Origin of the sequence: Streptomyces sp. NPDC048142 (assembly GCF_043202835.1) — a bacterium.
Taxonomy (GTDB): domain Bacteria; phylum Actinomycetota; class Actinomycetes; order Streptomycetales; family Streptomycetaceae; genus Streptomyces.
In genome coordinates, this window is the sequence record NZ_JBIDBC010000022.1 from 58,471 (window position 1) to 72,954 (window position 14,484).

16 protein-coding genes, 1 tRNA gene and 1 pseudogene are annotated in these 14,484 nt (G+C 71.4%); 12 read left to right on the plus strand and 6 right to left on the minus strand.

Annotation, left to right across the window (positions count from 1 at the left end):
- The first annotated feature begins 70 nt into the window (after positions 1–70).
- A pseudogene (locus ACGF2Y_RS24970) lies at positions 71–582 on the plus strand (DinB family protein).
- Positions 583–647: 65 nt separating this feature from the next.
- Positions 648–1,391 carry a transporter substrate-binding domain-containing protein gene (locus ACGF2Y_RS24975; RefSeq protein ID WP_392951464.1) on the plus strand — a complete coding sequence of 248 codons (744 nt, stop codon included), beginning with the start codon at positions 648–650 and terminating at the stop codon, positions 1,389–1,391.
- Positions 1,392–1,602: 211 nt separating this feature from the next.
- Here ACGF2Y_RS24975 and ACGF2Y_RS24980 read toward each other — a convergent pair whose 3' ends face one another.
- The 3 genes from ACGF2Y_RS24980 to ACGF2Y_RS24990 form a co-directional block, all read right to left on the minus strand.
- The gene (locus tag ACGF2Y_RS24980) at positions 1,603–2,103 is read right to left on the minus strand and encodes a GNAT family N-acetyltransferase (RefSeq protein WP_392951466.1); all 501 of its coding nucleotides are present in this window, start codon (positions 2,101–2,103) and stop codon (positions 1,603–1,605) included.
- A 93-nt stretch (positions 2,104–2,196) separates the two neighbouring features.
- The gene (locus tag ACGF2Y_RS24985) at positions 2,197–2,367 is read right to left on the minus strand and encodes a DUF6381 family protein (protein ID WP_392951469.1); all 171 of its coding nucleotides are present in this window, start codon (positions 2,365–2,367) and stop codon (positions 2,197–2,199) included.
- Positions 2,368–2,737: 370 nt separating this feature from the next.
- Positions 2,738–3,172 carry a hypothetical protein gene (locus ACGF2Y_RS24990; protein WP_392951471.1) on the minus strand — a complete coding sequence of 145 codons (435 nt, stop codon included), beginning with the start codon at positions 3,170–3,172 and terminating at the stop codon, positions 2,738–2,740.
- Positions 3,173–3,345: 173 nt separating this feature from the next.
- On the opposite strand from ACGF2Y_RS24990, the gene ACGF2Y_RS24995 reads away from it, so the two are divergent.
- Together ACGF2Y_RS24995 and ACGF2Y_RS25000 are read left to right on the plus strand one after the other, a co-directional pair.
- Positions 3,346–3,876: a helix-turn-helix domain-containing protein gene (locus ACGF2Y_RS24995; protein WP_392951473.1), complete on the plus strand. Its 531-nt coding sequence runs from the start codon at positions 3,346–3,348 to the stop codon at positions 3,874–3,876.
- Positions 3,869–4,255: a DUF4180 domain-containing protein gene (locus tag ACGF2Y_RS25000; RefSeq protein ID WP_392951476.1), complete on the plus strand. Its 387-nt coding sequence runs from the start codon at positions 3,869–3,871 to the stop codon at positions 4,253–4,255. Before ACGF2Y_RS24995 ends, ACGF2Y_RS25000 begins: the two co-directional genes overlap by 8 nt.
- A gap of 31 nt (positions 4,256–4,286) precedes the next feature.
- Here the strand turns inward: ACGF2Y_RS25000 and ACGF2Y_RS25005 are convergent, their stop codons facing one another.
- On the minus strand, positions 4,287–5,312 hold the full coding sequence (locus ACGF2Y_RS25005) for a sporulation protein (protein ID WP_392951478.1): 1,026 nt from the start codon (positions 5,310–5,312) through the stop codon (positions 4,287–4,289).
- Between the two features lie 368 nt (positions 5,313–5,680).
- Here ACGF2Y_RS25005 and ACGF2Y_RS25010 point away from each other — a divergent pair, with 368 nt between their 5' ends.
- The 4 genes from ACGF2Y_RS25010 to ACGF2Y_RS25025 all read left to right on the plus strand — a co-directional run bounded on the left by ACGF2Y_RS25010 (position 5,681) and on the right by ACGF2Y_RS25025 (position 9,303).
- Entirely contained in the window at positions 5,681–7,018 is a 1,338-nt protein-coding gene (locus ACGF2Y_RS25010; RefSeq protein WP_392951481.1) for a hemolysin family protein, read from the plus strand.
- The gene (locus ACGF2Y_RS25015; RefSeq protein ID WP_392951484.1) at positions 7,015–8,031 is read left to right on the plus strand and encodes a hemolysin family protein; all 1,017 of its coding nucleotides are present in this window, start codon (positions 7,015–7,017) and stop codon (positions 8,029–8,031) included. Before ACGF2Y_RS25010 ends, ACGF2Y_RS25015 begins: the two co-directional genes overlap by 4 nt.
- A gap of 125 nt (positions 8,032–8,156) precedes the next feature.
- The gene (locus ACGF2Y_RS25020; protein WP_392951485.1) at positions 8,157–8,777 is read left to right on the plus strand and encodes an L-threonylcarbamoyladenylate synthase; all 621 of its coding nucleotides are present in this window, start codon (positions 8,157–8,159) and stop codon (positions 8,775–8,777) included.
- 301 nt (positions 8,778–9,078) lie between these two features.
- Positions 9,079–9,303 carry a hypothetical protein gene (locus ACGF2Y_RS25025; RefSeq protein ID WP_392951487.1) on the plus strand — a complete coding sequence of 75 codons (225 nt, stop codon included), beginning with the start codon at positions 9,079–9,081 and terminating at the stop codon, positions 9,301–9,303.
- A 120-nt stretch (positions 9,304–9,423) separates the two neighbouring features.
- On the opposite strand, the gene mptB is transcribed toward ACGF2Y_RS25025, so the two are convergent.
- The gene (mptB, locus tag ACGF2Y_RS25030) at positions 9,424–10,929 is read right to left on the minus strand and encodes a polyprenol phosphomannose-dependent alpha 1,6 mannosyltransferase MptB (RefSeq protein WP_392951490.1); all 1,506 of its coding nucleotides are present in this window, start codon (positions 10,927–10,929) and stop codon (positions 9,424–9,426) included.
- 202 nt (positions 10,930–11,131) lie between these two features.
- Here mptB and ACGF2Y_RS25035 point away from each other — a divergent pair.
- A tRNA-Trp gene (locus ACGF2Y_RS25035) sits at positions 11,132–11,207 on the plus strand.
- A gap of 17 nt (positions 11,208–11,224) precedes the next feature.
- Here ACGF2Y_RS25035 and ACGF2Y_RS25040 read toward each other — a convergent pair.
- A complete protein-coding gene (locus ACGF2Y_RS25040) occupies positions 11,225–11,494 on the minus strand; it encodes a hypothetical protein (RefSeq protein ID WP_392951493.1) in 270 nt (89 codons plus the stop codon).
- Positions 11,495–11,659: 165 nt separating this feature from the next.
- Here ACGF2Y_RS25040 and ACGF2Y_RS25045 point away from each other — a divergent pair, with 165 nt between their 5' ends.
- The 3 genes from ACGF2Y_RS25045 to ACGF2Y_RS25055 all read left to right on the plus strand — a co-directional run bounded on the left by ACGF2Y_RS25045 (position 11,660) and on the right by ACGF2Y_RS25055 (position 14,392).
- Complete coding sequence (locus ACGF2Y_RS25045) at positions 11,660–12,280, plus strand: DinB family protein (protein WP_392951495.1); 621 nt, start codon at positions 11,660–11,662, stop codon at positions 12,278–12,280.
- 189 nt (positions 12,281–12,469) lie between these two features.
- Complete coding sequence (locus ACGF2Y_RS25050) at positions 12,470–13,303, plus strand: PP2C family protein-serine/threonine phosphatase (RefSeq protein WP_392951498.1); 834 nt, start codon at positions 12,470–12,472, stop codon at positions 13,301–13,303.
- Positions 13,304–13,366: 63 nt separating this feature from the next.
- Complete coding sequence (locus ACGF2Y_RS25055; RefSeq protein WP_392951501.1) at positions 13,367–14,392, plus strand: MASE1 domain-containing protein; 1,026 nt, start codon at positions 13,367–13,369, stop codon at positions 14,390–14,392.
- Positions 14,393–14,484 lie beyond the last annotated feature (92 nt).

Below are 14,484 nucleotides of genomic sequence, written 5' to 3' on the forward strand. Positions count from 1 at the left end.
GGCCGACCGGACGCGGTCGCGGACGCCGACCGGTCATACTGTCGGCCGGCCCACGACCGGGGGAAACACCATGACGAACGACGAGCGGATCGGGCCTCCCCTGCTGGGGAGCGAGCGCGAGACGCTGCGGGCCTTTCTCGACTACCACCGGGAGACCCTGGCCATGAAATGCGCGGGGCTGAGCGACGAGGAGTTGCGCGAGCGGTCGATGCCACCGTCCGCCTTGTCGCTGCTGGCTCTGGTGCGGCACCTGGCGGAGGTGGAACGCGCGTGGTTCCGGAGGGTGTTCGAGGACCGGTCGACCCCGATGGTGTGGTCGCAGGAGCCCTTCGACTCCAGGCGGCGTACGACGCGAGCGCCTCGACCCGGGCCGAGGCGTTCGCCGCCTGGGAGGCGGAAGTGGAGACCTCGCGCCGGATCGAGCGGGAGGCCGCTTCGCTGGATCTGGTGGGGCATCAGCCGCGCTGGGAGAAGGAGGTCTCGCTGCGGATGGTCATGGTGCACGTGCTGCTGGAGTACGGCCGTCACAACGGTCACGCGGACCTGCTGCGGGAAGGGGTGGACGGGGCGGTGGGTGCGTGACCGCAGCCGGCGGCCGGTCCCGTACGCCCTCCGACCGGGGCGGGCGCGCTCGTAGACTCGGCTCCATGACTCAGCAGTCGATGTCTCCCGCTCTCGTCTCCGCGTTCGCGCCCGGCGGCACCCTGCGTGCCTCGATCAACCTGGGCAATCCGATCCTGGCCCACCGGGATCCGGCGAGCGGCGAACCGGCCGGGGTCTCCGTCGACCTCGCGCGGGAGTTCGGGCGGCGGCTCGGGGTGCCCGTCGAACTGGCGGCCTTCGAGAGGGCCGCGCTGTCGGTCGACGCGGTGCGGGCCGAGCGGGCGGACATCGGATTCTTCGCGGTCGACCCCGCCCGGGGTGCGGGGCTGCGGTTCACTGCCCCCTATGTCCTCGTCGAGGGCAGCTATCTCGTGCCGGAACCGTCCCCGGTCTCCGAGAACGGCCAGGTGGACCGCGAGGGCACCCGGATCTCGGTCGGGACAGGGTCCGCGTACGACCTCTTCCTCACCCGCGAGATCCGCCGGGCCGAGGTCGTCCGGCTGGAGGGCGCCCCTCGCGCGCTCGCGGCCCTGCGGGCGGGCGAGGTCGAGGTGGCCGCCGGGATCCGGCAGTTGCTGGAGGCCGAGGCCGCGCGGGCCGGGGGCGTACGGGTGCTGCCGGGGCGGTTCATGGTGATCCGGCAGGCCATGGGGGTGCCGGAGGGGCGAGGGGCGGCGGCACAGGAGCTGCTGGCGTCGTTCGTGGAGGAGATGAAGGCGGGCGGTTTCGTCGCCGACGCCCTGAAGCGTCACGGTGTCGAGGGTGCGATCGTGGCGCCCGCCGGCTGAACCTCCTGCGGGCACCCGGAGGTGTCAGGGCGTGAGGACGGGGAAGTCGATGCCTGGTTCGTCGTGGACGGACATCAGACCGCCCGAAACCCCGAACGGATGATCGAGTGAACGACGGGCCTTCGTCTCGAACGACAGGTCTTCGTTCGGCGGTGACAGGTCTTCGTTCAGCGGAGGCGGATCTTTGTCTCAGCAGCGACGGGTATTCGTCTCAGCGGCGACGGGTCAGCACGCGGGTGGCGCTGCCGTCGTCCTCCTCGATGTCCCTCACGTACTCGAAGCCGATTCTGTGCAGCAGGGTCAGCGACGCCTCGTTCGCGGCGGCGACCGTGGCGTGGACCTCGGTCAGTCCGAGGGTACCGAAGCCGTGGGCAACGACGGCCTGTGCCAGCTCGGTTCCCAGGCCGGTCCCCCACGCCGTGGGCGCAAGAGCGTAGATGATCTCGTGGCCGTCGACGATGTCGGTCCGCTTGATCTCGGCATGCCCGACGAGGAGCCCGTCGCGGCGGACGGCCCAGACGGCGAACAGGTCCTGCGCGTAGACCTTGGTGAAGACCCGCCCGAACAGGGCCCGGTCCTCCGCCTCGGACGTAGGGCCCTCACCCATCCATCGGGACACCTCGGTGTCCTGGAACAGGGCGACGAAGTCCTCTTCGTCCTCGGGGACGTACGGCTCCAGCAGGAGCCTCGCGGTGCGCAGGGTCGGGGTCACGGCGCGTGACGCTACCGGGGTGCTGCCGCCCGGACAATCGGCTTTCTCCCGCAGCGGCCAAGGACTGTCCCGCAATCCCTGGCGGGAAAGCTCTCAGGAGGGAGAGGATTCGGCCGCCGGATCCTCGCGCAGCAGCCGCAGAGCCTTCTCCCGCAGCCGCTGCCGGTGTTCGGGGTCGGTGGCCCGGTCGGCGGCGCGGCCCAGTTCCTCGGCGCGTTCACGGGTGCGGCGGGCTCGCTCCGCCGGGCTGTCGTACAGGTTCATCGGGATGTCCTCCGTAATCGGTCTCCGTCGGCGACCATCTGTGCGTGCGCGACCGGAGCTCGGGCCAGGGGGCGGCACGTCGATCAGGGCCGGTCGGGCCGCCGCGCCCGGTGCGGTGCATCGCACCGTGCCGTGTCGGCACGTCCTCATCACGGAGCGATTCGGGCGTTTCGGCCATGCCTCGAAAGGGACGGGGGCCTCTCCTGCCCGGGGCGAAGCCGAGAGCTTGGGGAGGGGCCAGGCGTCGCGGGCCCGGTCGTGATCGACGAGACATCCCCAGCGTCACCGGATTCGGTCCGGCTCGCATCTCGTGCGGCTACGTTCGGTGACGGCGGGAGAGGGCGGGCTTCCCAAGGGCCGCGATCGCCCGTCAGAAGGCGGTGGGGTCCGGATGTCCCTCGGTGCGCCGGGCCGCCTTCATCTCGGCCTCGTAGAGATGGTCACGGCCCTGGGCGAGCTCCTGCCTGATCTGCCGTTCGATCGTCCGGAACACGTCGTAGTAGGTGGCGTTGTACTCCTCGACGATCTGGAACGTCCAGTGTCCGGGAATGACATTGCGGCCGAGGATCTCCCGTTCGACCTGCTCGGCCCGGTCTGCGTGCCCTGCGTCGCGGAGCAGCCGTACGGCGTCGTCGAGGGCGAGGTCGGCGCTCCCGGTGAGCTGGTGGAAGTCGTAGAGGGCGCCGCGAGCTCGCTCGGCGGTCTCCAGTGCCTTCGACAGGGCCCCGAGGGCCTCGACGGTCGTGCTGGTGACGCCTTCGGGTCGCTGGTGCCGCGGATCGGGCGGCGGGGCTCCGGGGTTCATGGGACTCCTAGGGCGCGTGGGCGGCCATTCCTTTCCCACCTTGCTGTCCCGGGCCTCGTCGCACCCGCCGAGTACGTCCGGAATGAGCGATCACCGGCCTCGATCTTCCCTAATCTTCCCTGTCTTGACGCGCCGGAGGCACAACGCGGTAGCTTGACGTATGATACGTACTCATGGGGAATGACGAGCGTGAGCTCTACTCGGTCGGCGAGGTCGCCGAGCTGCTGGGTCTGCATGTGCGGACCGTCCGGAACTACGTCCGTGACGGCCGGCTCAAGGCCGTCCGGATCGGCAAGCAGTACCGGATCAGCAAGGAGGATCTGGCGGCCCTGACCGGCCGGCCGGCCGGCGACACGGTCCCGGAGCCGATCCCCGCGCCGGGACACGTCGAGGTGTCCAGCATCGTGCAGATCGACGCGCTCGGTCCGGACGCCGCGCACCGGCTGAGCACGTTCGTCACAGCGAGCGCGCAGTCCGCGCGGGACACCTCGGACCCCCTGCGCATCCAGACGGTCTACGACAAGGAGCGAACCCGGATGAAGATCGTCATTCTCGGCGGCGCAGCCGCCACCGCCGATCTGCTGCACATGATCGACGGCCTGCTCGGCCCGGACAACGGCCTCTTCACGCCCCCATCCGCCTCCCCATCCGCCTCCACGTCCGCTTCTTCGTCCATGAGCAGGCAGGCGAGGGCCCGTGCCTGACATCGTCGAGCACCATGGCGTTCCGGTCCTGGTGTGCGATGCCGACGGGGTGACCATCGCCGGCGTCCAGGACGCCCTGGACCATCTGATCGGTGCCGCGTTCCCGAGCGCGCAGGTGGTCGCGGTGCCGTCCACGCGGCTGGACGACAGCTTCTTCGACCTCAGCACCGGCTTCGCCGGAGAGGTCCTGCAGAAGTTCGCGAACTACCGGCTACGCCTGGTCGTCGTCGGGGACATCAGCCGTCACCTGGCGGCCAGTTCAGCCCTTCCCGACCTCGTCCGCGAGGCCAACCGGGGCCGGGACATCTGGTTCGTGCCGGATCTGGACGCTCTCGCCGACCGGCTGGCTCCGAACGGGTCGGTCCGGCCGGCCGGCTGAGCGCCACCGCACACCCCTGCGGCCGAGGACCTCAGCCCTCGTCGTCGCCCTCCTCGTCCTCGAAGGCGTCGCCGATCTCGTCGACGACTTCGGCGGCGACCATCCCGCCGACGATGCCGACGGCCACGCCCGCCGCGACCCCGGCCACCACCGCACCCACGCCGGGGCCCGAACGATGCTGGTCACCATGGTGCTCGCCGTGATGGCCGCCGTGGTGATCGCCGTGGTGGCCGCCGTGGTGATCGCCGTGGTGGCCGCCGTACGGATACGGCGTGCCGTGCCCCTCGTGGCCGGCGATGACCTCCTTCAGCCAGCCGTCGACCTGGGCGTTCCAGTCGGTCTGCGGGGCCGCGTGGTGAGAGGCGGTGAAGCGGTGAACCGTGTCGTGGCCCTCGTGGAAGAGTCCGGCGCGCTTGTCCGCCTCGATCACGACCTCCAGGCCGCCCGGTGCGGCGATGAAGGTCACCTCGATCTCGTTCACGGCGTGCGCGTGGCCGGCCGGCGGGAGGATTTCGATCTCCTGGTAGCAGGGCAGCTGCTGACCGGTCCCCCGGATGTGGCCGAGCTCCAGGTCTGCCGACCTGAACACGTAGCCGAGCTGCCCGAATGCCTCCAGGATCGCTTCCTGCGCGGGCAGCGGGCCCACCCGCAGCTCGTCGAGGTCGCCCTTGTCCCGGGCTCCCGCGATCTCCAGCTCCGTCCGGATGCCGAGCACCGGGCCCAGCCGCTGGCCGCGGAGTTCGGTGACCGGTGTCTCCCACGGCAGGGTGACGGTGAACGGCACGGTGTGTTCGGCCTCCTCCGCGAGCCGGAACCCGCCGCCGACGGTGAACCGTTCGAGGACGACCGTGCCCTCCTGCTCCTCCTCCTGGTCCTCCATCTCGACCCTGGCGACGAGGAGAAGGGAGATCCGGTCGACCGTCACGTCCGTCCCGCCGCCGCGCAGACGGACCTCTCCGGAGAGAAGGCCGCCGGGCAGAGCAGGTCCGGGCTCCAGCACGGTGTCGACCGAGGGTCCGCCGACCCCGAGGGCTCCGAGCAACTTCTTGAACACCATGTGCGGCGTCCGCTCCTTCTGTGGATGGCCGTTGGATGGCCATGAATGGGCGATCGAGGGTGTGTGAGACACCTCACCGGGACAGAATCCCCCGGTAGTAAAGGATTTCCCAAGCCCATGACCACTACGCACAGTTCCGGCCACCAAGATCACAGGCGCCTCATCCCGGACGGCGCTCCGTGTGACACTCGCCACTCCCCTTTGCTTTGCGCTCCCTTTACTATCTACGGGGCGGGTTCACACCCGCCTTCCACTCGTCGATCCCGACACCCCGAACAGAGAAGGAGCTGCGGCACCGCAATGGGTGAGCCTCCCAGTACGAACCGTGTCATCCCCGACCCCGCTCACCAGGGGACGGAGGTGACACGGTGAGCGAAGTGATCCTTCTTGTCCTCGCGCTCGCGCTGACACTCGCCTGTGCGGTGTTCGTCGCGGCCGAGTTCTCGCTGACGACCATCGAGCGCAGCGAGCTCGAACGCGCCGCGCAGGCCGGAGAGCGCGGTGCGGAGAGCGCGCTCAAGGCCGCCAAGCGGCTCACGTTCCAGCTCTCCGGCGCACAGCTCGGCATCACCGTGACCTCCCTGGTCATCGGCATGCTGGCCGAGCCGTCCCTCGCGGTGATGCTGCGCGGCCCGCTGGAGGGCGTCGGACTTCCGGCCGGCGCCGTTCCCACGGTCGCCACCCTCCTCGGCGTGGCGGCCTCCACCGTGGTCCTCATGGTCATCGGTGAGCTGGTCCCGAAGAACTGGGCGATCTCCAGCCCGCTCACGGTCGCCAAGGTCGTCTCGACCCCGCAGCGGGCGTTCACGGCCGCTTTCGCCCCGCTGATCCGGCACCTCAACAACACCGCGAACCGTGCCGTGCGGCGGCTGGGCCTGGAGCCGGCCGAGGAGCTGGCCTCCGCCCGTACGCCGCAGGAGCTCATCGCGCTCGCCCAGCACTCGGCCCGTGAGGGCGCCATCGAGCAGGACTCGGCCGAACTGTTCGTCCGCACCCTGCACCTGGCGGAACTGTCCGCCGAGAACGTGATGACGCCGCGCGTCGACGTCCGGGCGCTGGAAGCGCACGCCACCGCCGCCGACGCGGCCAACCTCACGCTGGCCACCGGTCTGTCCCGCTTCCCGGTCTACCGCGACAGCCTGGACGAGGTCATCGGCACGGTCCACATCCGCGACGTCCTCGCCCTGGACGAGTCCGAACGGTCCCGGACCGCGGTCACGGCGCTGGCCACCGAGCCGCTCCTGGTCCCCGACTCGCTGCCCGTGGACCGGCTGCTCGCGCAGTTGCGCAAGCACCGGACGATGGCGGTGGTGATCGACGAGTACGGCGGTACGGCTGGGGTCGCCACCGTCGAGGACATCGTCGAGGAGGTCGTCGGCGAGGTCCGCGACGAGCACGACCCCCATGAGCGCCCCGACCTCGCACCGGCCGAGCCGCTCGGCGACGGGCGCCCGGTCTGGGAGGCCGAGGGCAGTATCCGGCTGGACCAGCTCGACCGGATCGGCTTCCGCGCGCCGGAAGGCCCGTACGAGACGCTCGCCGGCCTGCTCGCCAATCAGCTGGCCCGCATCCCGGTCCGTACGGACCGGGTCGAGGTCGACGGCTGGCAGTTCGACGTGCTCGACATCGAGCACCACCGGGCCGACCGGGTCCGGATCGCCGCGCCCGCACCGGCGCTGGCACTGGTTCCGGAGGACGCCCGATGACCGCCATCCAGCTCGCCATCGGCGCGCTCACGCTGCTCACCAACGCGTTCTTCGTGGGCGCGGAGTTCGCCCTCATCTCGGTCCGTCGCAGTCAGATCGAACCGCAGGCCATGCAGGGCAGCCGTCGCGCCAAGAGCACCCTGTGGGGCCTCGAACACCTGTCGGCGGCCATGGCCACCGCGCAGCTCGGCATCACCATCTCCTCCCTGGTGCTGGGCGCCGTCGCGGAACCCGCCATCGCCCATCTGCTGGAGCCGCCGTTCGACGCGGTCGGCGTGCCGGAGGCGCTGGTCCACCCGATCGCCTTCGTGATCGCGCTGACGCTGGCGACGTATCTGCACATGCTCATCGGCGAGATGATCCCGAAGAACATCGCGCTGGCCGCCCCGGTCGCCACCGCGCTGGCGCTGGGGCCGTCCCTGGTGGGCCTGACGCGGGCGCTGCGGCCGGTCATCTTCGGCATCAACGCCTTCGCCAACATGCTGCTGCGGCTGCTGAAGGTCGACCCCAAGAACGAGGTCGCCTCGGTGTTCACCGACGACGAACTCGTGCGGCTGGTGAAGGACTCCAGCGACGCCGGGCTGCTCGCCCCGGCCGACGGGGAGCGGCTGCGGGACGCGCTGGAGCTCGGGACCCGGCCGGTCGGCGAGGTGATGGTCCCGCTGAACCGGACCGTCACCGTCGGCCTGGGCATCACTCCGCAGGGGCTGGAGCGGGCCGCGGTCGCCTCGGGCTTCTCCCGGCTGCCGGTCACCGGACCCGACGACGGGCTGCTGGGCTACTTCCACATCAAGGACGCCCTCGGCGTCGCGGAGCGCACCGAGGCGCTGCCCACGAGCGCCCTCCACCCCGTCATCCGGGTCGAGATCGACACCCCGCTCGACGACACCCTCACCGCGATGCGTGCCGCCGGTACGCATCTCGCGGCGGTCGCCGGGGACAAGGGCACGGTCATCGGCTTCGTGACGATGGAGGACGTACTGGACGAGCTGGTGGGGGCCGCCGCGGTCTGACCGGCCCGGCGGTTCACACCGTCGCACCAAGCGGAAGGAGAGGCGGCCCGTCGTACGGCGGGGCGCCTCTCGCTGTTTCCGGCACAGCGGCCTGCCTCTCCGGCCCGAGCGCGTAAGCTCGGCGGATGGCCAAGTACTTCGACGTGCACCCCGCAAATCCCCAGCCCCGCACCATCAGCACGGTGGTCGACAGCATCCGGTCCGGTGCGCTCGTCGCGTACCCGACCGACTCGTGCTACGCACTGGGCTGCCAGTTGGGCAACCGTGACGCCATCGGCCGGATCCGGTCGATCCGGAACCTCGACGACAAGCACCACTTCACACTGGTGTGCCACGACTTCGCGCAGCTGGCCCAGTTCGTCCGCGTGGACAACGACGTGTTCCGTGCGGTCAAGGCGGCGACGCCCGGCAGCTACACCTTCATCCTCCCGGCGACGAAGGAGGTTCCCCGCCAGTTGCTGCATCCGAAGAAGAAGACGGTCGGCGTGCGTATCCCCGACCACGTCGTGACGCAGGCTCTGGTCGCCGAGCTCGGCGAGCCGTTGCTCTCCAGCACCCTGCTGCTGCCGGACGAGGAGGAGCCGCTGACGCAGGGCTGGGAGATCAAGGAGCGGCTCGACCACGAGGTGGACGCCGTCATCGACTCGGGCGACTGCGGCACCGAGCCGACCACGGTCATCGACTTCTCCGGCGACGAGCCCGAGATCGTACGCCGCGGAGCCGGGGACACGTCCCGCTTCGAGTAGCCCGGTCGGCAGCGGGGACGGGCCGAGGAGGTCCCGGTGGCCGTCACCGTCGCCGGGAGGGCACCTGGCTCGTCGGGGCGGGGCCGCCGCGCCTGGGGGTTCGGCTCCGCCCCGTGGGGCCCTTCCCCGGTGCGCGTCACCGTACGCGTCACCACAACGGCGGAACTCGGGGCCGCCGAGCGGTGGGGGTCTCCACGGCCCCCGGGCGGGCGCGGGCACCTTTTCCGTACCGGCCGCGGCTCGCGCGCGCAGAGGACCGGCCGGGGATGCGAGGGGGCGGGGCCCGTCGCAGGGTGGACCCATGGCACACCCCCCGATCGTCATCCACCGTCCGACCCCCTCGGGCGGCCGCCGGGTGACCGTGCACTACGAAGGCCGGGACGAGATACTCGGGCTGGCCCACAGCGACCACGACGTCATCGTGTTCCTGAGCGAGGCCGGCCTCGAAGAAGCGGACCGGATACTCGACAACCCGCTGTGGGTGGAATGGCGGGGCGGACGGGCCCACCACTACGAGGCGGCCTGAGAGACCGTTACTCCCGCTCGGCCGAGCCGCCGCGTCTCACCCGCGCAGGCCCGTCGAGGATGGCCGAAACCGTCTGCTCGGGCGTCTGACCGGAAGTGTCCGGCCGTCGAGGGGTTCAGTTCACGGGGCGCTCCGCGCAGCCGGGCCGGGGGATGCGGTGGACGCGAGGGTGTCCTGGTCCGCTGCGGGGTCCGCTGGGCCGCGCTGACCGGGCAGTCGGACGTCGGGCGGCACAACGGGGGTCCGGCGGACGGCGAGGGTACCGAGGACGGCGGCGAGGCCGGCGAGGGCGAATCCGTAGGGCGGGGTGGCGCCCATGGGGTGGGTCTCGTACACCAGCGCCGCCGAGATCACGATCAGGGCTGCGGAGAGGCGGCCGTACTGTTCGGTCGCGGCGACGACGGCCATGCCCCACAGCAGGTACCAGGGCTGGACCATGGGCGAGAGGGCGACCAGGGCGAGCAGGGAGAGCCCGAGCGCGTGGGCGGGCGTCACGGTGCCGCGCATCGCGCGCCGGGCCAGCACGAGGATCAGGCCGAGCGCGGCCGCCAGGCCCAGCGTCTGGACGGCGGACTTGACCGGCTCCGCGTCGACGTCCAGGAGCAGGTGGGCCAGTGATCCCAGTCCGAGGCCGAGGTCACTGGTGGCGGAGAGTGCGGTGTGGATGTTCGCGGCGACGCCCTGGGTGTGCAGCCAGCCGAATCCGGTGCCGCTGAGCAGCGTCGCCCCTCCGGCGACCGCGCAGGCGATCAGGCCGGGCGCGAGCAGCCCCTTGGCCCGGCGGCGCCACTGAGGGCCGGTCGCGGACGCGTGCACGAGGACCCCGATGAACAGGAGCGCCACGGCCGCCGGGGACTTCACCATCATGGCAAGGCCGATCAGGGCGCTGCCCGCGATCCACCGTCCGCGCAGGGCGAGCACCAGGCCGGCGAGCATCAGGCCGATCATCAGCCCGTCGTTGTGCACGCCGCCGACCACGTGCATCAGCAGCAGCGGGTTGAGGGCTCCCAGCCACAGGGCGCGGCTCTCGCTGCGGCCGTGTTCGCGCGCGAGACGGCGCAGGGACCAGACGATCAGGGCGAGGGAGACGAGTGCGATGATCCGCATCGCCAGGACGGCGGGGACGATCGTTCCGCCGGTGGTCCGGGCGACGGCTGCGGAGAGCAGCAGGAAGAGCGGTCCGTAGGGGGCAGGGGTGTCGCGCCAGTGGTTGCCGACGCTCGCGGCGGCGTCGCCGCCGATTCCCCCCGGGTCCAGGGCGGAGGGGCCCTCGGTGTAGACGTCGTGGCCTTCGAGGACCATCGCGCCCTGGGCGATGTAGCTGTAGACGTCGGCGCTGTAGAGCGGCGGCGCGAGCAGGAACGGGGCGGTCCACCAGAGGAGGGTGACGAGGGTGTCGCGGACGGTGGAGGCGGTTTTGCCGTACTGCCACCAGGCCACGACGAGCGCGGTCAGTCCGGCGTAGGCGAGGACGGCGGCGGCCGCCTTGGTGGCGGAACCGTGGTCGGTCCACAGCCCCCAGGGGTCGTGGACCGGCAGCTTTCCGGCGAACCAGCCACCGACGGCGACCGCCAGAGATCCTGCCGCACCCAGCCGTCGGTACCCGACCCCGCTCAAAGCCCACATGACCGGTCAACCTATCGGACGGCCGGGCCCGGCCCGCAGCCCCTCCCACGGCTCGCCGGGCGCCTCCTGGGAGGGCGGCGGCAAGGAATCGCATCGGCACATGGCCCGTCGTGGGGGGGGTCCGCACGGCGGTGTTCACCACCGCGCCCGCGTAAATCTGTTGGCGCCCGGGACGCTGTGTGCCAGGCTTCACCCGTAACCAAGGGGCGTAGCTCAGCGGCCAGAGCGGCGGTCTCCAAAACCGTATGTCGCAGGTTCGATTCCTGCCGCCCTTGCCATCACCACCCGGCCTCCGTCATCGCACATCGCCGCGCCAGTCCCACTGGTGGCTGTCCGGCGACCGTGGCCCGTACTCGGCACGTCCGCCCGGTCCGTAGGCGCCGATCTCGGTGACCAGCCCGACGCCGTCGCGCAGGTCCGCGTCGCCCCAGCCGGTGACGTCGAGCAGCAGCCCGTCGAGCGGGCCACCGACCAGCTCGCGGTAATCGTGTCCCTGCCTCGGCCCTGGGTGGGGGTCGTCGTGGTCGGTGCCGTACACCCGTCGCTGCCTCATCAGCTCGTCCATGCGGGCAGCATCCCACCGGGCACTGACAACGGCTCGGTACGAGGGTCCATCCGGCCACCGTCCGCTGCCCGCCGTCCGCCGCCCGGCCGCCGACCCGGGCCGGTGGGCGGCCGGGCGCCCACAAATGGGCGCGCGAGCGATCGTCGGCTGTGGCACGCTCCACCGATGACCCTCCCACCGCGCCTGATCCCTCTCCTGGAGCAGTTCGACTTCGCCTGCGAGCGGCTCCTCGGCCGTCTGGCCGGGCCCGTCATGGACAGCGGCAACGGCGTCGACATCGGCGTCACCCCGCTCGACGACGACGAGTACCTCTGGGAACCCGTGCCCGACTGCTGGTCCGTACGCCGTCGCGGCGACGGCCCTGGGCCGCGGGCGACCGTTCTGGCGGGGGCCGGGGACTGGGGCCGGGATTCGGCGGACTCCCCGCATCCGTTCCCTCCGCCGTTCACCACCCTCGCGTGGCGTCTGAGCCATCTCTCCGAAATGCTCACCCTCCGTGCCGACTACACGCGCGGCAGCAGGTCGCTCACGCGCGACGGCTACCGCACTCCGGGTGACGCCGCAGGGGCGGTGGCCGCCTTCGAGACCGCGTCGGCCGCCTGGCGCGAAGCCCTGCTCACCGCCGACGACGCGGCCCTGGACACCGTCGGGTACAGCACGTATCCGAACGGCAGCGACGCCGAGGATCTCTTTGTCGACATCGTCTGGTGGGTCAATCAGGAGGTGCTGCACCACGGCGCCGAGATCGCCCTGCTCCGCGATCTCTACCGCGCCCGGCGGTCGTGAGCGAGCCTCGGCGGCCGTGGGCCGGCGGAAGTCCTCGCCTCACCCGCCGTCATCACCGTCCCCACCGTCATCACAGTGCCCACCGTCGTCACTGTCCCCACCGTCATCACAGTCGCCGCAGTCGCCGCAGTCGCCGCTCAGGGACGCCCGCCATATGATTCAGGGACTTAACGCACCGCGGAGCGGCACATGAACCGGCGTCGGACTCCCCGCTCAGCTAGCGCCGAAGACCTGCTCAACACCCTCCAGAGCCTCACTGCCCGCGCTCGGCGCGAAGTGGAGTTCCATCAGGCCAGGGTGGAACTCGCGCAGGCACTCCAGCGCGACATGCTTCCGGCGACCCTGCCCACGCTCCCCGGTCTCCAGTCCGCGGCACGCTACGCGCCCGCCCGCCACGGTCTGGACATCGGCGGCGACTGGTACGACGGTTTCGCGCTCGCGGACGGGGCTCTCGGCTTCGCCATCGGCGACGTACAGGGTCATGACGTCGAGGCGGCCGCCTTCATGGGCCAGGTCCGCATCGCGATGCGGGCCATCGCGGGCACGGCGTCCGATCCGGGCGAGGTCCTGGGCCGGACGAACGATCTGCTGCTGTCCGTGGACTCGGGACTCTTCGCGACCTGCACCTTCCTGCGGCTGGACCCGACGACCTGGGAACTGCACAGCGCGCGGGCCGGGCACGTGGCGTGCGTGTGGGCCACCACGGAGGGCCGGTCCGGCGTCACGGAGGACCCGGGCGGCATGCCGCTGGGCATCGAGCCCGGCGAGGGCTACCCCGTCACCCGGCGCACCCTGGACTCCGACGGGGCGATCGTGCTGCTCACCGACGGGGTCGTCGAGGGACCGTCGCTGCTGATCGAGGACGGTCTCGAGCGGGTCCGGCAGCTGGTCGCCGCGCACGTCGGGGCGAGCGCGGTCCAGCTGGCCGACGAAGTCCTGGGCGCGGCGGAGCTGACGGGGCACGAGGACGACGCCGCCGTACTGGTCCTGCGGCATGCCGCCGCCCGGCGCGGGCCGCGGTGACACCGGACGGTGCCGCGCGTGTCACCTGCCGACTCCCGCCGCGGGCGGTGTCTGATGAGTGGTGTGATCCGCAGCAAGGAAGCCAGACGTCGGGCCGTGTACGTGGCGCAGGTCCTGGGCGTGGCCGGTGCCTACTACCTGTCGGGGCGGCTCGGGCTGATGCGCCAGGTCGTCGTGGACGGCGCGGTCGTCACCCCGCTGTGGCCACCCACCGGCATCGCACTGGCCGCGCTGCTGTGCCTGGGTGTCCGGATCTGGCCCGGCATCGCGCTGGGCACACTGGTCACGGTCTCCGAGCTCGGCGACGCGTTCACCGTGAGCCGTCTGGCCATCATGTTCGGCAACACGGTCGCGCCGCTCTTCTCGTACGCGCTGTTGCGGAGGGTGGGCTTCCGCAGTGAGCTGGTCCGGCTGCGGGACGGGGTCTGTCTCGTCTTCCTCGGCGCGTTCGCGGGGATGCTGATCAGCGCCACCATCGGGAGTTTCACGCTGCTGCTCGACGGCAAGGCCCCGCCGGGACGGTTCTGGCTGGTCTGGTCGTCCTGGTGGGCGGGGGACGTGATGGGGGTCCTGGTGGTCACCCCCGTGCTGTTGGTCCTGCGCGGGGCTCGGTGGCCGCGCAGGACCGACCGGTGGCTGGAGGCCTCGGTTCTCGCGGTCGTCGTGGTCGTGTCGTCGTTGATCGCCACGCGCAGCTCGATGTCGGTGATCTATCTGGTGTTCCCGGTGATCATCTGGGCTGCCCTGCGCTTCCAGCTGCCCGGCAGCGCGCCGTGCGCCCTGGTCGTCTCGGTGTTCGCCATTCTCGCCGGTACGGATGCCCTGGGGCCGTTCGCGGGGCACAGCCTGATACAGATCATGGCCAATCTCTCGCTGCTCAACGGATGCGTCGCGCTCACCGCGCTGCTGCTCGGGGCCACCGTCGCGGAGCACAAGAACATCCGCCGTGAGACGGAGAACGCCGTCGATGAGCTGGAGGCCCTGGTGGAGCAGCTCGCTCCGTTGCCGGGGCCGCCCGCGGCACGGTACGAGGACAGACCGCGGCGGCACGGCCCGCTCGACGGCGGTCCCCACCCGGACAGTCCTTAGGGGCGGCACCGGGTCAGTACGGCAGGGGGCGGCCCGACGGGGTGCGCAGATCGAGCGGCGGCGGCCCCGAAGGGGGCGGGGGACGACGGACG